The 19,262-nt window shown below is 63.3% G+C and carries 21 protein-coding genes and 1 pseudogene; 12 read left to right on the top strand and 10 right to left on the bottom strand.

Annotation, left to right across the window (positions count from 1 at the left end):
- Positions 1–16: 16 nt before the first annotated feature.
- The 3 genes from N2604_RS30440 to N2604_RS30430 are packed head-to-tail and all read right to left on the bottom strand — an operon-like array spanning position 17 to position 2,940.
- Positions 17–946 carry a carbohydrate ABC transporter permease gene (locus N2604_RS30440; protein ID WP_260371723.1) on the bottom strand — a complete coding sequence of 310 codons (930 nt, stop codon included), beginning with the start codon at positions 944–946 and terminating at the stop codon, positions 17–19.
- On the bottom strand, positions 943–2,109 hold the full coding sequence (locus tag N2604_RS30435) for an ABC transporter ATP-binding protein (protein WP_260371722.1): 1,167 nt from the start codon (positions 2,107–2,109) through the stop codon (positions 943–945). The genes N2604_RS30440 and N2604_RS30435 overlap by 4 nt, the downstream gene beginning before the upstream one ends.
- A gap of 6 nt (positions 2,110–2,115) precedes the next feature.
- Positions 2,116–2,940, bottom strand: a complete 825-nt coding sequence (locus N2604_RS30430) for a metallophosphoesterase (protein WP_260371721.1) — start codon at positions 2,938–2,940, stop codon at positions 2,116–2,118.
- Positions 2,941–3,384: 444 nt separating this feature from the next.
- Between N2604_RS30430 and N2604_RS30425 the strand changes: the two genes are divergently transcribed.
- The gene (locus N2604_RS30425) at positions 3,385–3,939 is read left to right on the top strand and encodes an MgtC/SapB family protein (protein ID WP_311740034.1); all 555 of its coding nucleotides are present in this window, start codon (positions 3,385–3,387) and stop codon (positions 3,937–3,939) included.
- Positions 3,940–4,062: 123 nt separating this feature from the next.
- Positions 4,063–4,260: a hypothetical protein gene (locus N2604_RS30420; RefSeq protein WP_260376432.1), complete on the top strand. Its 198-nt coding sequence runs from the start codon at positions 4,063–4,065 to the stop codon at positions 4,258–4,260.
- On the opposite strand, the gene N2604_RS30415 is transcribed toward N2604_RS30420, so the two are convergent.
- The 7 genes and pseudogenes from N2604_RS30415 to N2604_RS30385 form a co-directional block, all read right to left on the bottom strand.
- On the bottom strand, positions 4,244–4,546 hold the full coding sequence (locus tag N2604_RS30415; RefSeq protein WP_260371720.1) for a hypothetical protein: 303 nt from the start codon (positions 4,544–4,546) through the stop codon (positions 4,244–4,246). The genes N2604_RS30420 and N2604_RS30415 overlap by 17 nt on opposite strands.
- Before the next feature lie 552 nt (positions 4,547–5,098).
- Positions 5,099–6,224, bottom strand: a pseudogene (locus N2604_RS30410) (IS256 family transposase).
- Between the two features lie 366 nt (positions 6,225–6,590).
- Positions 6,591–7,262, bottom strand: a complete 672-nt coding sequence (locus tag N2604_RS30405; RefSeq protein WP_260371719.1) for an ABC transporter ATP-binding protein — start codon at positions 7,260–7,262, stop codon at positions 6,591–6,593.
- The gene (locus N2604_RS30400) at positions 7,259–8,002 is read right to left on the bottom strand and encodes an ABC transporter ATP-binding protein (RefSeq protein WP_260371718.1); all 744 of its coding nucleotides are present in this window, start codon (positions 8,000–8,002) and stop codon (positions 7,259–7,261) included. Before N2604_RS30400 ends, N2604_RS30405 begins: the two co-directional genes overlap by 4 nt.
- Positions 8,002–8,958, bottom strand: coding sequence for a branched-chain amino acid ABC transporter permease (locus N2604_RS30395; RefSeq protein ID WP_260371717.1), 957 nt, complete (start codon positions 8,956–8,958; stop codon positions 8,002–8,004). Before N2604_RS30395 ends, N2604_RS30400 begins: the two co-directional genes overlap by 1 nt.
- On the bottom strand, positions 8,958–9,857 hold the full coding sequence (locus tag N2604_RS30390; RefSeq protein WP_260371716.1) for a branched-chain amino acid ABC transporter permease: 900 nt from the start codon (positions 9,855–9,857) through the stop codon (positions 8,958–8,960). Before N2604_RS30390 ends, N2604_RS30395 begins: the two co-directional genes overlap by 1 nt.
- Before the next feature lie 71 nt (positions 9,858–9,928).
- A complete protein-coding gene (locus N2604_RS30385) occupies positions 9,929–11,233 on the bottom strand; it encodes an ABC transporter substrate-binding protein (protein WP_260371715.1) in 1,305 nt (434 codons plus the stop codon).
- 268 nt (positions 11,234–11,501) lie between these two features.
- Here N2604_RS30385 and N2604_RS30380 point away from each other — a divergent pair, with 268 nt between their 5' ends.
- The 10 genes from N2604_RS30380 to opgC all read left to right on the top strand — a co-directional run bounded on the left by N2604_RS30380 (position 11,502) and on the right by opgC (position 19,202).
- A complete protein-coding gene (locus N2604_RS30380) occupies positions 11,502–11,675 on the top strand; it encodes a hypothetical protein (RefSeq protein WP_260371714.1) in 174 nt (57 codons plus the stop codon).
- 343 nt (positions 11,676–12,018) lie between these two features.
- Complete coding sequence (locus N2604_RS30375; RefSeq protein WP_260371713.1) at positions 12,019–12,897, top strand: N-acyl homoserine lactonase family protein; 879 nt, start codon at positions 12,019–12,021, stop codon at positions 12,895–12,897.
- Positions 12,894–13,934, top strand: a complete 1,041-nt coding sequence (locus N2604_RS30370) for an ABC transporter ATP-binding protein (protein ID WP_260371712.1) — start codon at positions 12,894–12,896, stop codon at positions 13,932–13,934. The genes N2604_RS30375 and N2604_RS30370 overlap by 4 nt, the downstream gene beginning before the upstream one ends.
- Complete coding sequence (locus N2604_RS30365; RefSeq protein ID WP_260371711.1) at positions 13,931–14,632, top strand: ABC transporter permease; 702 nt, start codon at positions 13,931–13,933, stop codon at positions 14,630–14,632. Before N2604_RS30370 ends, N2604_RS30365 begins: the two co-directional genes overlap by 4 nt.
- A gap of 4 nt (positions 14,633–14,636) precedes the next feature.
- On the top strand, positions 14,637–16,172 hold the full coding sequence (locus N2604_RS30360) for a Gldg family protein (protein ID WP_260371710.1): 1,536 nt from the start codon (positions 14,637–14,639) through the stop codon (positions 16,170–16,172).
- Positions 16,169–16,711, top strand: coding sequence for a DUF4340 domain-containing protein (locus N2604_RS30355; RefSeq protein ID WP_260371709.1), 543 nt, complete (start codon positions 16,169–16,171; stop codon positions 16,709–16,711). The genes N2604_RS30360 and N2604_RS30355 overlap by 4 nt, the downstream gene beginning before the upstream one ends.
- Positions 16,712–16,803: 92 nt before the next feature.
- The gene (locus N2604_RS30350; RefSeq protein ID WP_260371708.1) at positions 16,804–17,811 is read left to right on the top strand and encodes a HupE/UreJ family protein; all 1,008 of its coding nucleotides are present in this window, start codon (positions 16,804–16,806) and stop codon (positions 17,809–17,811) included.
- Positions 17,812–18,053: 242 nt separating this feature from the next.
- Positions 18,054–18,584, top strand: a complete 531-nt coding sequence (locus tag N2604_RS30345) for an inositol monophosphatase family protein (protein WP_260371707.1) — start codon at positions 18,054–18,056, stop codon at positions 18,582–18,584.
- Between the two features lie 44 nt (positions 18,585–18,628).
- The gene (locus N2604_RS30340; RefSeq protein WP_260371706.1) at positions 18,629–18,904 is read left to right on the top strand and encodes a hypothetical protein; all 276 of its coding nucleotides are present in this window, start codon (positions 18,629–18,631) and stop codon (positions 18,902–18,904) included.
- Positions 18,879–19,202 carry an OpgC domain-containing protein gene (gene opgC, locus N2604_RS30335; protein ID WP_260371705.1) on the top strand — a complete coding sequence of 108 codons (324 nt, stop codon included), beginning with the start codon at positions 18,879–18,881 and terminating at the stop codon, positions 19,200–19,202. Before N2604_RS30340 ends, opgC begins: the two co-directional genes overlap by 26 nt.
- Positions 19,203–19,262 lie beyond the last annotated feature (60 nt).

The raw sequence follows: 19,262 nt of genomic DNA, 5'->3' as shown, positions 1-19,262 counted from the left end.
GTGGCCGATATGCCCATCAATAGTGCACCCGTCGGTCAATGACGAAGGTTTGCAGCACCGAGAAGACCAGGGTGAACGCGAGAAAGATCAGCGTCAGCGTCGCCGCATAGCTCATGTGGAAGTACTGAAATCCCTCCAGATAGATGGCATAGAGGAGCACTTCCGATGCGCCTCCGGGGCCGCCACGCGTCATCACCGCGACCGTGTCGAAGATCTTGAACGCCGAGACGAACGTCGTCACGGTCACGAACATCGTTGTCGGACCGAGCATTGGCCAGGTTACTTTCACGAAGCGGTCGATGGGATGGCTCGCGCCGTCGATATCGACGGCCTCATAGAGATCACGGGGGATCGCCGAGAGGCCGGCGAGGAACAGCACCATGTTGAATCCGACGAGCTGCCAGATGCCGATCGCTGCGAGCGTTGGAATGACGAGGCGCGGCTCGCTCAGAAATGCCGTCTCGACGAAGCCCAACCCCTTGAGCGCCTGATTGATCAGCCCGAGGGTGGGGTGCAGCACGAATTGCCACATGGTGGCCATCGCGATGAGCGTCGAGGTAACGGGAAGGAAATAGATGACCTCATAGACGCTGCGCGAGCGCTTGCGCTCGTGGATCAGGATTGCGACCAACAGAGAGATCAGGACGCCGCCGGGCACGACAATTGCCACATAGAGCAGGGTGTTGGTAATGGAGCGCCGGATCACGGGGTCCTGAAGTGCCGTGCCGAAGTTCTTGAGACCGACGAACGAGAAGCCGAGCGCGCCCAGCTCGTAATTGGTGAAGCTCAGGAACGCGAGCGCCCCCAGCGGCGCCAGATTCGTCAGGACCAGCAGGATGAAGGCCGGTGCCGCAAAACCCAGGCCTGTGAACAGCTCGATCCATCGCTGGCGGTTGGCCCGTGGCGCGGCGGCGAGCGGGGTGATCTCTGCGGTGATGGCGTTCATCGGACGTCGCTGGCGCGGCGTTGGTCGCGGCCGGCCGCATTGCGGCTTTGCACCTCGATGCGACGGCCGTTGTTATCGAACACGTGACAATCCCGTGGCTCGAAGGCGAGCGTGACCTCGCCTTCGGGAACGGGCACCCCGTTGTCAATCCGGCAGAGCACCGCGATCCCCGGAGAACCCACGAGGTCGAAGTGAAGGATGCTCTCCGAGCCGAGATTTTCGCGGCGCCGGAATCTGCACGTGACGGCGCACGGGCCACCCCCGATCCGTATTGCCTCCGGGCGCACGCCGATCGTCAGTTCCGGAGCCGGCACGTTGCGAACGTCGATCGGCAGCGTGCGGCCGAGCAGCTCGATCTGACCGCCAAGGCCCACGCGGGCTGGAAATAGATTGATCGCCGGACTGCCAATGAACTGCGCGACCGCGGTCGTGGCAGGTCGTTCATATACGTCGGCGGGTGTGCCGAGCTGGAGTATGTCGCCGTGATCCATCACGGCAAGGCGATCAGACATCGTCATCGCCTCGATTTGGTCGTGCGTCACGTAGATCATCGTGACGCCGAGACGCGCGTGCAGCTCGGTCAGCTCTCCGCGCATGTGCACACGCAGCTTCGCGTCGAGGTTCGACAATGGCTCATCCATCAGGAAAGCTTGCGGATGACGCACCATGGCGCGCCCGAGCGCGACGCGCTGCCGTTGCCCGCCCGAAAGCTGCCCGGGACGGCGATGAAAGAAGGTTTCGATGCGAAGCTGCTCCGCGACGGCTCGCACCTCGCGCGCGATCTCGTCCATGACGCGCCTGCGGCGGAGTGACAGATGACGCACCAGCGGCAACCGTTCGAACAGGTTGAGCCGCGTCATGGTGAGCGGCAGCGCGATATTGTCGAACACAGACATGTGGGGATAGAGCGCGTAATTCTGGAACACCATGGCGATCCTGCGCTCGTGAGGCCGCAGATGATCGACTGAAGTCTCCCCGATCGACACCGAGCCGCGGTCCTGCGATTCGAGGCCGGCGATGATGCGCAGGAGTGTCGACTTGCCGCATCCGGAGGGACCAACCAGCGTCAGAAACTCGCCGTCTGCAATATCGAGATCGATGTTGTTGAGGACGGCCGCGTCGCCGAAAGCCTTCTGGATGCCGCGCAACGTGAGGCCGGCCATCGCAGGTCACGCCTCAGCTTGGCGCGGCGGATAGACCTCGTGCACGACGTCGTCGATCCAGTAATCGGTGAGGCCCGGCACCGGGCGAATACTCACGTCGATGTGTTCGCCATCGATATCGTAGACCACTGCTCCGAGCCGCGCCGCGCCGCCCATCGGCGGCGCCAATTTCTCACCGACCAGAAAGCCGGCCGCCGGTCCCCAGACGTAGTGGGTGCCGTTCAGTCGAAGCTCATGCCAGCGATGCAGATGTCCGCTGGCTACGATCTCGACTCGATAGCGATGCAGCAAATCGAGGAGGGCGCGACGCGGCTCCGGTTTGACCGACCAGTAACCGGTGTCGGCCTCGGTCGGTATCTCGATGAACAGGGGCCGGTGCGTGAACCAGGCAATGCGACGCCCTGCGGCATCGGCCATGGCGGCCTCGAGCCATTGGGCCTGCCGCGCTTCTTCGGGTCCGCCGCCGAAGATCATCGAATTGAGCCCGATCAGGCGCCAGCCCTCTACATCGCGCAGCCAGCGGTCGTCACCGAAGTGGCGGCGAAAGCGATCGAGCCGCTCGTCATTCACCGGCTGGTACGGATTGCCGCCTTCGCCAACGTCGTGATTTCCCGGAACTACAGCGACGGGGATCCTGAGCGATGCCAGTTGGGTTGCACAATAGGCTGCATCGGTTTCCTGATCGGCCCCGTCGACCGTCACGTCTCCGGTATGTATGACGAGATCTGGTTCATGCTGCTCAATCCAACGCGCAAGCGGTGTCCAGTTTGCCGCGAAGTGCTGCTTCCTCGGGCTGAGATGCGTATCGGAAATCTGAATAATTCGGACCATGACGCCTCTGCTGGGTCCCTCTTCGCGGGGTGCATCGGTCGCGCCAGCGGGCTCTCGCTGGATCGACTGTGCCGCTCCTCTCTGCGCGTTGAACGATCTTGGAATACGCGATTGACGTCCTGACGTTATCCTCCTGTGACGCACTCTCGTATAGAGGCTTGCTTTGGGTGAGTATACATATGATCATAACGCGTGACAAATGTAATTTGCGAACTCGATGTGAGACCTTCGTAGCTCGGTCACCTACCGATGCAGGCCGCCACCTTTGGTTTGGACGCCGCGCTTTCAGACGCTCGTGAAACGTCGAGCTTCCGTTTAACCTCAAGCTTCCGTTCCATCACAGCTGCGATGTAGGGGTGAAACGTTAATTCCAGCCGACGTTTGTCAACTGTTCAAGAGAGGTGAGCCATAGGTCACGATGAATTTGTGATCGTCGTCAGAGTGATGGGTGCCCTCGTCATCGGCGCTATGATTGGATTCGAGCGTACGTTTCACGGTCGGCCGGCGGGTTTCAGAACCCATTCTCTGGTCTGCGTAGCGTCAGCGATTCTGATGATCGTCACCGTCTATCAGCACCAGTGGATGACCTTCCTTGAACATGATGCGATCCGAACTGACCCGACCCGCATGGCGCAGGGGATCATGACCGGCATCGGCTTTCTGGGCGCCGGAGTCATCTTCAAGGAAGGCCTTACCCTGCGCGGACTGACAACGGCGGCGTCCATTTGGGTTACCGCGGCCATCGGTATTCTGGTTGGAATTGGATTCTGGTTTGCTGCCGCTGTAGGTGCCCTCGCGACGCTGATCGTGCTCGCCTTGTTCAGGCATATCGAGGCTCGGTTGCCTACTGAGTTTTACGCACATCACATGCTTCGTTTTGCGCGAGATCGGGTCATGGGCGAAAGCGAAGTTCACAAGATGATCGGTGCTCACGGGTTTACCATCGCCAACCTGTCGTCCCGGTTAAGCGAGGCGGGCAGCAGTTTGAATACCGCATGACCATCAAGAGCCGCGACCGGTTTAATGCAGAAAGACTTGCTAGACATCTGCGCGGCTTGCCAGAGGTAATCGAGTTTCGCATTACGCCGACCGGTGACTAGGCCACGCACCGTAGTCGTCTCATTGCTGTTCTTCAGCCATCTTGTAAGCAGTCGCGGCGAGAGCGATTTTGTTCCCGACATCGAGGCGGTCGGCGAAGCCATGGGCCGCCATGTCGACCGCGAGTTCGCGCAGGCCTGGGTGCGCGGGCGCGCCCGAGACGGCGCTACGCCTCATCCGCGCGATAGTACAGAAAGCAATCGCATCATTCCGGCGGCGTAACGCGCTTCTTCAGAAACTGGTCAACTGCCTGCAGCAGTAGAACATGCATCTTGGTCCTCTCCCGATGCGCGATATCCCACAGCGCGTCGTAGGTCGCCGGCTCCAGATAGAGCGACATTTGGCGCGCTCGTTCCTTCAGCGTGCCCATGGTACGCGGCGACGAGGCCGGCGCCGTGCCCCTGGGAGGCGGCACCGCACCATCGAAGCTACGTCCGGACGCGGGACCAGGCGCAAGCGTCGGCGCGTCAGCAACGAGATCTCCAAGAAGGTTCTTCCGTGTGGCCACCTCACCGCTCCTTGTCCAGGGCTCTGGAGCCCGCCCTGCTGTGATCCTGTGATCGATTGATCCTGCGGTCACAGGAATATGGACGGCGAAGCTTAAGAAACGCTGTTGTGCGGGCGGCATCGGCGCCCAGCCACCCCGTTCGAGACGTCCCGGATCGCTCCGAAGTAGGCCGAGATTGACGCCCAAATCGCCGGACGGTGGTACACGCGGTGGTCACAAATCACGGCCGGGCTATTTGCGAATCCTTGTTTTACGGCGGATTTCTCGCAATCGCGACCTAGGGGGAGAGAGTCCCTTCCTTTCCGCCATCGATTTCGGACAGCGCAAAAGGGAGGCTTTGGACGACACCTCCCGTAACTAGCGGTCGCGCTTAGCAATTGGGAAGTCGACGGACAGATATTTCCGAGAAGCTTTGTCCGCCTGTTCCGAGCTAGGCTGCCCGAACCTCGTCCAAGAATTTCGCGACCTCGACTTGCAACCGATTGGATCGTGTCCCTGAGCGTGGTGTAACTGGCGGTGGGACACCGCGTTCGCCGGCAAGAGCCGGACTGGTCAGCTGGCGATAGCCGGGAGGCTGACGGTTGGATCATCGCTCAACGGCGCGATGGTTTCCAGCGTCATGTAACGGGCGCGCTGGACGGCCCATTCATCATTCTGTTCGAGCAGGATCGCGCCGATGAGGCGGACGATAGCGTCCTCATTGGGGAAGATGCCGACGACCTCGGTCCGGCGCTTGATCTCGCCGTTGAGGCGCCGCCTCGTCGAGGAAGCCGGCGAGCTTGGGTAGCTTGGGGCGGAGCTGATCGGCGACCTTCCGCCATTGCGCTCGTGCGGCCTCGGCATCGTCCTGGGCAAACGCAGTGGCGATGAAGGCGGAGACGACACGCCGTCCACTTTTGCCGGCATGGGCCAGCGCGTTGCGCATGAAGTGCACGCGGCAACGCTGCCAACTGGCGTTGAGCACCTTGGCGACGGTCGCCTTGATGCCCTCGTGGGCGTCGGAGACGACCAGCTTGACGCCGCGCAGGCCGCGGCGGGCGAGCTTGCGCAGGAACGCCGTCCAGAATGTCTCGGCCTCCGAGGGACCAATGTCCATGCCGAGAACTTCGCGCCGGCCATCGCTGTTGACGCCGACCGCGACGATCACCGCGACCGACACGATGCGCCCCTGCTGGCGCACCTTCACGTAGGTGGCGTCGATCCACAGATAGGGCCAATCGCCCTCGATCGGGCGAGCGAGGAACGCCTTCACCTTGTCATCGATCTCCGCGCACAGCCGCGAGACCTGGCTCTTGGAGATGCCGCTCATGCCCATCGCCTGCACCAGATCGTCGACGGAGCGGGTCGAGACGCCCTGCACATAAGCTTCCTGCACCACGGCGGTGAGCGCCTTCTCGGCCATCCGGCGCGGCTCCAGAAAGCCGGGGAAGTAGGAGCCTTTGCGCAGCTTGGGAATGCGCAGCTCGACCGTGCCGGCGCGGGTCTCCCAGGTCCGGTCGCGGTAGCCGTTGCGCTGCGCCAGACGCTCGGGGTTCTTCTCGCCGTAGGCGGCCCCGGTCTGGCCTTCCACTTCCAGCTCCATCAGGCGCTGGGCAGCAAAGCCGATCATCTCGCGCAGCAGATCCGCATCAGGGGTCTTCTCCACGAGCGTGCGGAGGTTCATCATCTCATCGGTCATCGGTGGTTCCTCGAATCAGGTTGGTGTCAGCAACCCGACCCTACCGGCGAACTGCCGGTGACCACCGCAAAGCCGCCCGCCCGCTACGGCGCCATGGGAGGGCGCGCGTGCGGACGGCTTTGCTCTACCGAGCTACACCATCACCGGGGACACGACCACCGATTGCTTTCCGCCGAGAGCGATGAGCGGAAATCAAGACCTGGCGGCAAGCTCTTTGAGCTACTGTGCGACCACCGCAAATCGCTGCCGGCTTCGCCGGCGCGGGCCGCCTCGTGTTGCATTGAGCGCCAGTAGATTCGTCTGTTCGGAAAGCCCCGATGGAACCTGGCTTGACCGTCTGTTTTGCGCGCCCGAACCGGGCGAGCGCTACACCCGGACCCGGCTTTCGATTTCGCCGCGCTCGATCGTCAGCGTCACGTCGGCAAAGGTCTCGAGCAGCTTCGGGTTCGACTCCGTGATCAGCAGGGTAATGTCCCGGTCCTGCGAACGAAGCCGACGCAGCGCCTCGGCGTACCTCTGCGCCAGCACAGGGGCGAGGCCCTGGAACGGCTCGTCCAGAATGACGAGGCGGGTGCCTAGCATCAGGGCGCGCCCGAGGGCGACCATCTTGCCTTGGCCGCCGGAGACGGAGCCCGCCGGGCGACTCGCCAGTTCCTTGAGCTCCGGCAGGACGGAGTAGGCTCGCTCCAGCCGCCGGCGCGCCTCGTCCGCGCCAAGTTTCGCGACGCGACCGGGCAAAAGAATGTTTTCTTCCACCGTAAAGGCCGAGAAGAGACGACGGTCCTCGGGGGCGTAGCCGATGCCTAAGAAGGGCCGGCGGTGCGGAGGAACATGTCCCAGGTCCTGACCGCCCAGGAGCACGGTGCCGCTCGCCTTCGTGAAGCCCATGATGGTCCGTACCGTCGTCGTCTTACCGGCGCCATTTCGCCCAATGAGTGCGGCGGTCGCACCCGGCGGCAGCGAGAAGCTGACGCTGCGCAGCACTGGCGCATCGGCGATCGCGACGTTGACGTTCTCGAAGTCCAGCATCGACGTCATATGCCGATCACCTGTTCGCGGACCTTGGGATCGGCCAGAACCTCCGCCGGCGTGCCGACCTTTTGGATCTTCCCGACGTTCCACACCGCGACCCGGTGGGCATAGCGCTCCACCATGTCCATGTCGTGCTCGACGAAGACCGAAGTCACATTCTCCTTGGCGAGCGCGGACGTCAGGATGTCCATGATCTCCAGCTTCTCGGCGGAGGCGACGCCCGAGGTGGGCTCGTCCATCAGCAGCAGTCTGGGCTTCAGCGCGAGCGCCAGAGCGATGTCGACCAGCTTGCGTTGTCCCTCGGGAAGCTCCCTCGCCTTGCGAGACGCGTACAACTTGACGCCGACGAGATCCAGAAGGCGCTCCATTTCAGGCAGCTCAGGCAGGGCGGAAAGAGCCGTGAAGCCGGAAGGGCTTCCCAGCCGCGAGGCCGCGGCGATCAGCATGTTCTCTATCACAGTCTGATCGAGAAAAAGCTGCGGTATCTGAAAGGCCCGCGCGATGCCGAGCTTGGTGATCGTGCGCGGGAGCTGCGCCGTGATTTCCTGGCCTAGAAAGGTGATGCTTCCGGCCTGCGGCCGCAAATAACCCGTCGAGATGTTGAGGAAGGTGGTCTTTCCGGCGCCGTTCGGTCCGATGATCGCGAGGTTCTCGCCTTGGAGCACGTCCAGATCGATACCGTCGGCGGCGACGACGCCACCGAACCGGATCTTGATGCCCTTCGCGGATAGGAGGACGTTGGCCATCAATGTCCTCCCTGCTTCGCCTGGCCGTAGCGCTGCCTGAGACCTATCAGTCCGTTAGGCGCATAGAGAATGATGACGATCAAGACCATGCCGAGGATCAGCTGCCAGGTGTCGGCCAGGTGGGCCGCCGCATAGAAGCGCACGCACTCGAACATCGCCGCGCCGGCGAACGCTCCGAAGGCGTGGGCGCTGCCGCCGAGGATCGCGATAAAGACGAACTCGCCCGACTTCGTCCAGAACCCGAACTCGGGCGTGGCGATCTGCTGGATGATCGCCACCAGCGTGCCGCCGATGCCGCCGAGAAAAGCCGATATCACGTAGCCTATCAGAAGCACGCGCCGTGCGGACGTCCCGAGGTACTCGAGCCGGGTCTCGTTCGATTTGACGGCACGCAGCATGTGTCCGAGCGGGCTATCGAGATAGCGTTGCACGCCGTAGAACGCGACGACCGCGATCAAGAGGCTCACGTAAAGAATGACGTACTGGAAGGTTTCGGGCGTAAACGACAGCCCTAACAGGGCCGGACGAGGGACCCGGATGCCGTCGGCGCCGTTGGTGTAATGAAACATCTTCTCCAGCAGCGACCACAGCACCATCGAAAACGCCAGATTCAGCATTCCAAAAAAGATTTCCCGGTAGCGCACGACGAAGAGCCCGACGATAAGGCCGAAGACGGCGGAGGTTATGCCGCCCAGCGCGATGAAGAGTACGATGTCGCCGCCACCGACGTACTTGCCCCAGAACGCCGCGGTATACGCCCCGGTAGCGAAGAACATTGCATGTCCGAACGACACCTGCCCCGCCTGCAGCAGAAGAATGATACCGAGAACGACGATGCCCTTCGCGAGAATCAACGCGAACAAGGTCGCCCAGCTCGATACCAAAAGGGGCGCGACGGCGCTAACCAGAAAGAAGACGATCGCGATCGTGGTGACCGGCTTGATGCGACCGCTCATCATATTTTCCTTACTTGCACGGCACCGAACAGGCCGAACGGACGCACCAGAAGCACCAGCACCATCAGCAGATAGGGAACGAGAACTTCGAATTCCGGCTGGAGATAGATCACGAAGGCACGGGTCAGGCCGATCATCAGCGCGGTGAGCGCGGTGCCCTCGATCTGGCCGAGACCCGCGGTCGCAGCGACGGCAAAGGAAAGCACGATCATATCGGCGCCCATACCGGGGACCAGCGAGGTGGTCGGCGAGGCCAGCGCTCCTCCCAACGCGGCCAGACTCGCACCGATGACAAAGGTGACGAAATATACGCGTTTTGCGTCAATCCCGATGGCCATCGAAGCTTCGCGGTCCTCCGTGACCGCAAGGATCACCGCTCCCGACAGCGTCCTGCGCAGAAAGTAGCGGAGCCCGAACAGCGTCGCCAATGCCACGCCGGGCAGCAGAATGACCTGGTACGACGTGTAGCTGACGCCGAACACGGCGAGGTTGGGAAGTAGTCTCAACGGCTCCGCGGCGAAGATGGGCTGCACGCCCCAGACCAAACGCTGCAGGTTGTCCATGATCATGAAGGCGGCGAACGTGATCAGAAGCTGGAGGGCGTCCTCCTGTCCGGAGAGCGGTCGCAGCAGAAACCGTTCGATGAAACCGCCGCACACGACGCCGATCACGATGGAGGCGGCCAGCAGCGCGGGATAGGTGAGCCAAGGCGAGATCGGCGCGATTGCAAGGCTGAACGTCGCAGCCAGGTAGGCGCCGAACGCGTACAGCGAACCGTGCGCGACGTTGACTACGCGTAGCACGCCGAAAATCAGGCTGAGCCCGACCGAGACCAAGAACACCAGTGCGGCATAGCTGATCCCATCGAGGATAGCCAAGATAGCGAGTGTCGAGTTCATGATGGCCTTCGGAAAAGGTCCGTCCTCCGGGACGCGGCTCGGAGGACGGGGATGAAAAGTCGAGCGTGCCGCTACTGAGCTTTGAAGGTCGGCACGTCCATCTTGGCGAAGTCCGGCTTGAGCGTCTTGAGCCACTCAACCGACCGTACGCCCGCCGGGTTGGTGATCAACTTCGGATCGAAGATCATCATGTTGTCGAGCAGCTTGAAGTCGTACCCCGGAACGGACTTGGTGACGCCGACCAGCTGAGCTTCGAGACCCTGGTTGTCCTCGGGCCGCAGCGTAATCGGACGGCCGAAGCCGGTGGCGAACTCGATGCCCGCCGTCGCGTCGACCACCTGTTCGCGCGTGGGCCAGTTGCCGCCATTGGACTTGATCGCCTTGTCGTACGCCGTCTGCAAGGCCTTGAACGCCTGCGCCATGTGATAGACCGGGTAGATCGGCCATGCACCGGTCTTCGCCTTGAAGGCTTCATTGAACGCCTTGAAGGCCGCGTCGTTCTTCTTCTCGGGATGCAGGAACCAGTGATCTCCGCGCGCGCCGACGATCAGGCCTTCAGGCAAGTCCTTGCCCAACCGCTGGACCGATGATTCGCCGATTCCGAGCACGAAGGTCGACTGCTGCAACAGGCCGCGCTGACCGGCCTGGCGGACCAGCGTGTCGAGATCTCCGCCCCAAGACGTGGTCAGCACCACATCGGGCCGCAGCGCCAACAGACGGGAAACTTCAGTGGAGTAGTCCGGTGCGCCGAACTTCGGGAAGAGCTCCGCGACGACTTGCACGTCCGGCTTCATCGCCTTGAGCGCGGTCGAAAAGATCTCCCAGCTCTCCCGACCCCATGCATAATCCTGATTGACCACCGCGATCGTCTTAAAGTCAGGCTTGGTCTTGAGCAGGTAAAGGAGCACGGCCAGCATTTCCGGCGTGCCGTTCGCCTGAGTCCGGAAATTGTAGCGGTACTTCTTGGTTTCGAGGATGGAGGCCGCACCGCAGTCCCACATGAAATTCATGACTTTTAGGTCTTCGGCGACCGGCACCAACTGGGTGCAGCTGCCGGACGAGATCGAAGCAAACGTGGCATCGACCTTTTCGTCCTGCACCACGCGTCGGTAATTCGAGACGAGCGCTTCGCCTCCCGCACCTTCGTCGATGAAGGAGAGCTTGACCGGCACGCCGCCGATGCCGCCCTTCTTGTTGAGGTCCTCCGCGATCATCTCCGCCGCGGCCTTCGCCGGCACACCGAAGACTGACGCAGGGCCCGACAGGAACGTCGTGATGCCGATTTTGAGCTCCGACGGCTTGGTCTGCGCAAGCGAGGTGCCCGTAAAGGTCGCAACTACAAGCCCGGCCGCAACCGCAGCCTTGAGAAATTGCATCGAAAGTCCTCCCTCTTCTTTGTGTCGCGTCCGGCTTCAGCCGCCGCGTGCTGCTTCTTGCAACAACGGTACTATAATTGGCGCGTGTTGCCAGCCCTCTTCGCCGCCAACAGGCTTCCGAGTAGCGTCGAAAGGCCATGGCCTGTGTCGCGTACCAGCCAGCCGTTCACGCTTTCTTTGTCGATGGAGCATGTCGCGAGGTCGCGGCCGTAGCGATCTTTTGCGCCACTGAGTCCTCAAGCTCGCGTTCCCTTCGCATCATCTCCGATTGGACCTTCTGCGCTTCGGCAAGCTTCGCATTGTTGGTGGCGAGCATCTGCTGCAGGTGCGCAAGCTGGCGGTCGCGCTCGCCGAGGTCATCTGTGAGCGCAAGACGCGCCTCCTGGCCTTGGCTTCGGCAATGGCGGTGCGCTGGTCCGCAACTGGGCGCTGGTCGAAATGAGCATTGGTTTTGCGCGTGCGAAGTGACGTTCCCTGTGGATTGGCTTAGGGATGGGACGCTTCGTTGGAGCGCGGACAGACCCCAGCTGACGCTCTTACCGGAATGCTGCGGTTGAAGACTGGTTTCAGCAGGAATGCCCCTAGCCCACAGCCATCCACTCACGCAACGAGCCTCGGCCAATCCTGACCACTGGCGCCGCAGTACCGTCCGGTGAACCGGGACACCGTCCAGAATTATTGACAGGTCTCCTGCGGCGTGTTGAACTTAAGTGCATCCTGCCGGCGCCTCTGCGGCTTTGCACAGAAGCAAAACATAACAAAATTCGCGACGAGGGAGGCAAAGAATGACCTGCAAATATTTGACGGCAATGGTCGCTCTTCTCGGGAGCGTATTGTCGAGTACGGCACTAAGCGCCCAAGACCTTAAGCTCTACGCTTTCAGTTCCGGCGCGTTGACTCTCGGCAAAGGATTTTTGGTGAACGGCGCACCCATGGAGCCGGCGATCCAGGTTCCGGTCGGTTTTTACGTGATCAAACATCCGAAAGGGAATGTTCTCTTCGACACGGGTAACAACGACAAGATTATCACCGACCCAGGCTACTGGGGTGCCGCGTTCACCGGGTTGAAGCCGGTCAACACGCCAGATGTCGCGATCGATACGCAGCTCAAGAAAATCGATCTCACGCCCGACGATATCACCTACGTCGTGGTGAGCCATCTTCACCTCGACCACGGCGGCAATGTCGCCAAGTTCCCGAAGTCGACGCTCGTCGTGCAAAAGAGCGAGATCCAGAACTTCTTCTGGCCGGAGCCCGGCACTGGCTCCAATTACGTTCTCGGCGACGTCCTGCCGCTGCGCGGCAACATGACGCCAAGCGCAAACGCGGTGAAGATGTTGCAGCTCGAAGGCGATCAGGACCTGTTTGGAGATGGCACGCTCGTCGTGAAGCGCTGGGTTGCCCACACGCCGGGCAGCCAGATGATGACGGTGCGGCTGAAGAACACCGGCCTCACCATCCTCACCGGGGACAACGTCTATTTCCGGGAGAACGTCGAGCAGAACATACCGCCAAGCACCCCCTTGGTCTATTCGACATCGGGATTCTACTCAGCCTTCGAGTGGATCAGGCGGGAAATGGCGACGCAGAAGGCAAATTTCTTCACCGCCCACGACCCGGACGCGTTCAAGGCGATGAAGAAGGCGCCGGAATTCTACGATTGACCGGCTCGACGCCGCCACTGGACTTGCGCCTGACCGATCGACCGCGCCGAGCCCCGGCGGGGCTTGGCATCGCGCCGGCTGAAAGCTCGCGGCACGGCATCGCTGTCGCCTCTGTCGAACGGCTGGGCAAACGTTATGGCCGTCGCCAGGCAGTGGACGGCGTCTCGTTCGAGGTGAACGAGCGGGAAGTGGTGGGCCTGCTTGGTCCCAACGGCTCGGGTAAGACCACCATCTTGCGGGTCATCACCGGCTATCTGCGGCCGAGCGAAGGGACTGTCCGCATCGACGGCTTCGACGTGGTCCGCGACGGACACCAGGCGCGCGCGCGGATCGGCTACGTGCCGGAGAACGCCCCGCTGTACGGCCATATGCGGGTGGACGAATTTCTTCACTTCATGGGCCAGTTGCGGGGCTTGCGGGGAGGTGCGTTGCGCCGAGGCATCGAGTCCGCCCGCGCGCGGCTCGCGCTCGAGCCGGTTGGCGACGCCGTGATTGGCCGGCTGTCGCGCGGCTATCGGCAGCGCGTCTCAATCGCCCAGGCCGTGCTGAACGAACCCAAGTTGTTGGTGCTCGACGAGCCGACCAACGGCCTTGACCCGCGTCAGGTCATCGAGCTGCGCGGCCTGCTGCGGACGCTGGCTCGCGACAGCGCGGTCCTTGTCACCTCGCACGTCCTAGCCGAGATGGAACGCGTCGCCGATCGGGTCGCTATCCTGCTCGACGGGCGGCTGCTCACCGTTCACCACCTGGCCGGCGCCAGGCGCGGCGCCTCGCTCCGGGTCCGCGCCCTGGCGGACCGGGCGGACGAGGTCGCGGCGGCCTTGTCGGGCTTGGCGGGGATCGACAGCGTGACGCGCGAGCAGCAGCCTGATGGGGACTTGGCCGGCTGGCGGGTGGAGGTGTCGGAGCCCAGCGCAGCGCCGCACGTGGCCGCGACCCTTTGCCTCGCCGGCATCGCGAGCGTCGAGACGGTCGAGACGGCTTCAGACCTGGAGGAGCTATTCCTCCGGCTAACGGCGAGCCGAGCGCTCCAATGACGGCGTTTCTCGCCCTGGTTGCCAAGGAGTTGCGCGCGCTGTTCGTCTCGCCGATCGCTTACGCCGTCATCGCCGTTTTCCTTGTGCTCAACGGCTACGGCTTCGCCGTCACGCTCATCGCGACCAAGCAGGCGACGCTGGTGAACGTCTTCTTTCAGGCGGCCGTGCAGCTCGTCCTGTTCGTGCCGCTCGTTACCATGCGGCAGTTCGCGGAGGAACGCCGGGGTGGCACCCTCGAGCTGCTGCTGACGGCACCGGTGCGCGAGGGCGACATCGTGCTCGCCAAGTTCGCAGCCTCAATGGGCATGCTGCTCGCGATGGTCGCGCTCACGTTGGTCTATGCGGGGATACTGGCGCGTTTCAGCACCCCCGATTGGGGTCCGATCTACAGCGGTTATCTCGGCCTCGCTCTGCTCGCCGCCGCCCTGGTCTCGATCGGTCTTGCCATTTCCGCGCTCACCGCCAACCAGATCGTGGCCGCGGTCGTCTCGCTCGGTGTGTTCGGGATGCTGTGGGCGATTGACGCCTGGGCCGCGTTGCTGCCGTCGCCGATCGACAATTGGGTGCTCGGGCTGTCGCTGCTGGCGCGCTTCCAGCCTTTTGCCCTCGGCGCCATGTACGCTTCGGATTTCGGCTTCTTCCTCGCGGTGACCCTGCTCGGGCTGTTCCTCGCCGTGCGCGGGCTGGCCCGGCGCTGACCCCATGGAACACTCCGAGCTCGACTGGAATGCTTTGCTCTGGGCTGGCGGCTGGCTCATGGCCGTCCTGGTGCTGTTCGCGACCGGGCTGAGGCTGCCGCTGCAGACCGGGCTCGTGGGCTGGCGAGGGCGGGCCTATTCGGCCGGAATCGTGCTGGTCGCGGTCGGCGCCGCGGTGCTGGCCAATGTCGCGCTGCATCTGCATGACGTGCATTTCGACCTGACGCGGGAGAAGGTCTATACGCCCTCGGGGGCGGCCATGCGGGCGATCGACGAGGTCTCCCGCGAGGTAACCGTCACCTACTTTTATCGGTCGCAGGATCCCGCGGGGCGGCGCGCGCGCGACCTCCTTGCGATCATGGCCCGGCGCAACCCGCTGCTCAAAGTCGTCGCGGTCGATCCGGACCGGGACCCGAGACTCGCGCGCGAGAAGGCAATCCAGATCTACAATGTCGCGGTCGTGGAAGCGGAGGGACATCGGGTGCTGGTGCAAGGCACGGACGAGACGGAGATCGCGATAGGTATCCAGCGCGTATTGCGCGGGCGCGCGATTACGGCCTGCTTCCTCGAGGGCCACGGCGAGCTGCCGATGGACAACTTCGAGTACCACACCCACCTAGAAGGCGGCGCTGGCCACAGCCACGACGACGCCAGCTCGCAGGTGGTAGAGATGCCGGGCCACGGCGCGGGGCGGCTGCGCCGCGCGCTCGAAGCGCAGGGTTATGAGGCGCGGAAGCTCATCCTCGCCACCGAGGATAACGTGCCGATCGGGTGCACCCTCGTCGTCGCGGCCAATCCGCGGACCACGTTCCTGCCGGCTGAAAGCGCGGCCTTGCGCGCCTATCTGCGACGCGGCGGGTCGGCCCTCCTCCTCCTGGACCTGGGTTTCGTGCTCGAACCCGGGCTTGCCCGGCTCGTCGCCGAGCTCGGCGTCCGGCCGGAGCAGGAGGTCGTCGTCGATCCCTTAAGCCACTACTCGACCAACTCCGAGATCGTGGCGGTCACGGGCTACGACCCTCATCCGGTTACGCGTTCGATCTCGCTCACCTTCTACCCCGGAATCCGCCCCATCACGATGCTGCCGACGGCGGGCGACCTCCGCGTCACCCCGCTGCTGCTCAGCAGCCGCGACAGCTACACGCGCCCGGTAAAGCCGGTGGGGTCACACGCAGTGGAGCCTGACGCGACGGGTGAGAAGGACGCGGCCTCGCCACCGGTCTCCGGCCCGCGCGTGTTGGGAGTCGCTGTGGAAGGGCGCCTCGACCGCGACGCCGAACCCATGCGCGCCATCGTCATCGGCGACAGCGATTTCGCCAGCAACTCGTTCTTTCCCTATATGGCGAATAGCGACCTTCTGCTCTCGGTAGCCCGCTGGCTGGCACGTGAGGAACGCACGACGGCCGTCGCCGCGCGTGTCCCCGTGCCTCCGCTGATCGCGTTGACCGGGCGGCAGTCGAACGCGGTGTTCTTCATGGTCGTGGTCGCAATGCCGCTGCTGGTGGTCGCGCTCGGCTGCGTTGTTTGGTGGCGACGGCGATGAGGCGGCACGTCCTGCATCCCGTCCTCGCGGCGCTCGCGCTGCTCTACCTCGCGGCGATGGTGGTGAGCGGCGCTATGCCGGTGCAGCGCCAGCTCGTGCGGTTCGAGGCTAAGGGCGTGCTCAAACGCGCGCCCGAAGAGGTCAAGCGGGTGGAGTTGAGCCGCGGCACGCGGCGCGTTACCCTGCTCCGTGCGGGCGAGACAGAGTGGGTGACGCCGGACGGCGTCAACATCGGCGCCGCTGGGCTCCAGGTCAGCAAGGCCGTTCAGATCATGCACAATTCCGGGCCGGTCCGCGAGATCGAGGCGGCAGAGCTCGTGGGGAGCGATCCGGCGCCGTTCGGCCTCGACCCGCCACGGCTCTCCGTGAAGCTCTACGGAGGCTACGGCGAGCTGGTGCTTGCCGCCAGCTTCGGCGAATTCAACCCCGAGGGGTACCTCCAGTACATGCGCATCGACGACAATCCGCGGCTCTACCTCATGTCCCGCTTCGTCGGCGGCGAGTGGGCCGAGGTCATGACTGAAGCGGCCGCGCGATGACGCCTCCCGCCTCTCTCCGCCGCGCGGCGCCGTGGGCTGCTCTCGCGCTGCTGCTACCGCTCGGACCAGCGCAAGGGCACATCGCTGGCTCGATGGGCTATGCCACCGTGAGCCTGCACGGCGGAACTGTCCGATACAGCCTCACCCTCGGCCCCGATGCGCTCGCGGCGGCCGGCGGCGAGGCCGCCGGGCTGCGGCTGGCGCCCCGTGGAGACTACGCCACGCTGGCCGATTTGGTCGCGCGGAAAGTCGGCATTTCCGCGAATGGGGTGCGATGCGAGCCGGTGCCCGGAACGGTCACGCCGCCCACGCCCGACCGCGCCAATGCCGTAGTGATCATCGATTACGCCTGCCCTGGTACGCCGCGCGAACTTGTGCTGCGCGACGACCTGTCCGACGTCCTCGGCAACGACTACCACACGCTTGCCCGCGTCGAAGCCCTGGGGAGCGTGCAGCAATACACCCTCGAGGGCGACCGGCGCGAGGCTCGCCTCGCCGTCGCGGCACCGAGCGGGAGCCCGGCGCCCGAGGTTACCTCCGGGAGCGGCGTCTTCGCCTTCTTTCGGCTCGGCATCGAGCACATCCTGACAGGAGTTGATCACCTCCTGTTCGTGCTGGCTCTCGTTCTGGGCGGCGGAGGAATCGGATCCTTGTTCGCCGTCATCACCGCGTTCACGGTGGCGCACAGCATCACCTTGGCCGTGGCGGTACTGGGCGCGGCGTCGCCGCCCAGTTGGATCGTCGAGCCGGTGATCGCGCTGTCGATCGTCTACGTCGCGGCCGAAAACATTTTCCTCAGACGCACGGCGTCGTGGCGCTGGGCCGTGGGCTTCGCGTTTGGCCTCGTGCATGGCTTCGGCTTTGCCGGCGCGTTGCTCGATCTCGATCTGCCCCCGGCCGCCCTGGCCGGCGCGCTCGTGTCGTTCAACCTCGGCGTTGAATCCGGCCAGGCAGCGGTGATCGCCGCTTTCCTGCCGATCCTCCTTTGGTTTCGGCGCGCCGCGTTGGAGCGGCGGGCGGTGACGGCGCTCTCCGCGCTCGTGCTGGTCGCTGGGCTCGCCTTCCTCGTCGATCGCGTTCTGGTCGCCGCGAACTGGTGAGATCCGCCAAGTCGGGCTAGGCCTCGTTATGTTGACCTCCTCAACTGGTGCGGCTGGTCATCTTCAACTCGGAGAGCTTTCGCGTCCAGCCCTGACGCGGTCCATTCTTTGGTCTCGCCTTGGTCTGGCGGCGTGTCGGCGGCGACCTTCAAGATCACAGCCGGCCGATATGCAAGTTTAGGATGTAATTCGGCAGTTGTCCGTATACAACGGCAGCGAGTGTGCACGCTTGGAGATACTTTATGCCGAAACTGCCGGGCGCCGATTTTCTTCATCGATTGGCAGATATCGCCGTGCATGGCCGAGCCGAACTGGGAATGATGAGCCAGCCCTTCACGCGTGAGCGTTTCTGGGCCTCCGCCGATGGAGCCTGGTGCGAATATGCAGGCAAGCGCGAACGACTGTCTACGCGAGACGTCGGCACGCTTTCGCGGGCGATCCTGCATACGAATTCGCCTGAGCGCTATCACGGTGAGCTCAAGCACGGCTTCGATCGCCTTGCCGCCTCGGTACGGATGACGCGCTACGGTGGCGAATGCTATGCCATTGCGATGGTCGCTGCTGGCCGTATTGACCTCGCAGTCGAACCTTCGCTCCAATCCTACGATATCGTCGCGTTGATCCCGATCATCGAAAAGGCGGGCGGAGTGGTGACGCGGATTGACGGCGAAAGGGCGGAGGAGGGTGGCCCAGTCTTGGCTTCAGCAACTGTCGGTCTTCATGAAGAGGCCCTCCACCTCCTCAATAGCGGGGTTAACGTGCGGGCTCAGTGAGCGCCTCGTTCAGCGGCGGCAAATTCCTGCTTGTGGGTCATTGAATGAACGAAGTCATTGTCCGTCCCGCCACGCAATGCGACCTGCCTGGGGTGTTGAAACTTTACGAGCACCTTCATCCGCATGAGGCTCAACTGGAGGCGGCAACAGCCGAGCGCGTTTGGACGACCCTGCTTGATTGCAGCTTCATGACGGTGATCGTCGCGCAAACAGCAGAACTGCTTGTGTCTTCATGCACTCTCGCGATTGTGCCGAACCTGTCTCGCGGCGGTAGATCGTATGGGGTGGTTGAAAATGTGGTCACCCACGCAGTACCGTAAGCTTGGGCTGCTGCTGCATTTTTTGGCTATGGCAGTCTTGGCGGTATGGTTCATGCCTCGCAAATGGCCGGCGCCGATGACACCGGTGATGCGCGCTGCAATCCTCTGTGGCCAGAACTCGCTACCAATCTATTGTCTCGGCGTTCTGCTGTCGTTCGCTGCCGATGTCGCCCGGCTCGACATCTCGGACGGGCTTGCGATGCAGATAGCCCTTAGTCTCGGTGGCATCGTGGCGATGATCGCGACCGCAACGCTGCTGAACTTGCTCGACATCAAATCCAGACAGCAACAACGATAATTTCACGTTGCGACGACATTGCAGGTTCAGGGTCGGTTGGGTGCCACCTCTCTCTGACGA

The sequence above is a fragment of the Bradyrhizobium sp. CB1015 genome (genome assembly GCF_025200925.1).
In the GTDB taxonomy this organism is placed as follows: domain Bacteria; phylum Pseudomonadota; class Alphaproteobacteria; order Rhizobiales; family Xanthobacteraceae; genus Bradyrhizobium.
Note: the sequence above shows the minus strand (reverse complement) of the source record. Positions and strands in the feature narration are given on the sequence as shown.

Bases quoted from the DNA above. Each gene is read 5' to 3' on its own strand.
- N2604_RS30405 (WP_260371719.1), bottom strand. From the start codon at position 7,262: ATGACGTCGATGCTGGACTTCGAGAACGTCAACGTCGCGATCGCCGAT.
- N2604_RS30390 (WP_260371716.1), bottom strand. From the start codon at position 9,857: ATGAACTCGACACTCGCTATCTTGGCTATCCTCGATGGGATCAGCTAT.
- N2604_RS30425 (WP_311740034.1), top strand. From the start codon at position 3,385: ATGGGTGCCCTCGTCATCGGCGCTATGATTGGATTCGAGCGTACGTTT.
- N2604_RS30350 (WP_260371708.1), top strand. From the start codon at position 16,804: ATGGGCTATGCCACCGTGAGCCTGCACGGCGGAACTGTCCGATACAGC.
- N2604_RS30365 (WP_260371711.1), top strand. From the start codon at position 13,931: ATGACGGCGTTTCTCGCCCTGGTTGCCAAGGAGTTGCGCGCGCTGTTC.
- N2604_RS30360 (WP_260371710.1), top strand. From the start codon at position 14,637: ATGGAACACTCCGAGCTCGACTGGAATGCTTTGCTCTGGGCTGGCGGC.
- N2604_RS30355 (WP_260371709.1), top strand. From the start codon at position 16,169: ATGAGGCGGCACGTCCTGCATCCCGTCCTCGCGGCGCTCGCGCTGCTC.
- N2604_RS30395 (WP_260371717.1), bottom strand. From the start codon at position 8,958: ATGAGCGGTCGCATCAAGCCGGTCACCACGATCGCGATCGTCTTCTTT.
- N2604_RS30375 (WP_260371713.1), top strand. From the start codon at position 12,019: ATGACCTGCAAATATTTGACGGCAATGGTCGCTCTTCTCGGGAGCGTA.
- N2604_RS30345 (WP_260371707.1), top strand. From the start codon at position 18,054: ATGCCGAAACTGCCGGGCGCCGATTTTCTTCATCGATTGGCAGATATC.
- N2604_RS30400 (WP_260371718.1), bottom strand. From the start codon at position 8,002: ATGGCCAACGTCCTCCTATCCGCGAAGGGCATCAAGATCCGGTTCGGT.
- N2604_RS30430 (WP_260371721.1), bottom strand. From the start codon at position 2,940: ATGGTCCGAATTATTCAGATTTCCGATACGCATCTCAGCCCGAGGAAG.
- N2604_RS30340 (WP_260371706.1), top strand. From the start codon at position 18,629: ATGAACGAAGTCATTGTCCGTCCCGCCACGCAATGCGACCTGCCTGGG.
- N2604_RS30440 (WP_260371723.1), bottom strand. From the start codon at position 946: ATGAACGCCATCACCGCAGAGATCACCCCGCTCGCCGCCGCGCCACGG.
- N2604_RS30385 (WP_260371715.1), bottom strand. From the start codon at position 11,233: ATGCAATTTCTCAAGGCTGCGGTTGCGGCCGGGCTTGTAGTTGCGACC.
- opgC (WP_260371705.1), top strand. From the start codon at position 18,879: ATGTGGTCACCCACGCAGTACCGTAAGCTTGGGCTGCTGCTGCATTTT.
- N2604_RS30435 (WP_260371722.1), bottom strand. From the start codon at position 2,109: ATGGCCGGCCTCACGTTGCGCGGCATCCAGAAGGCTTTCGGCGACGCG.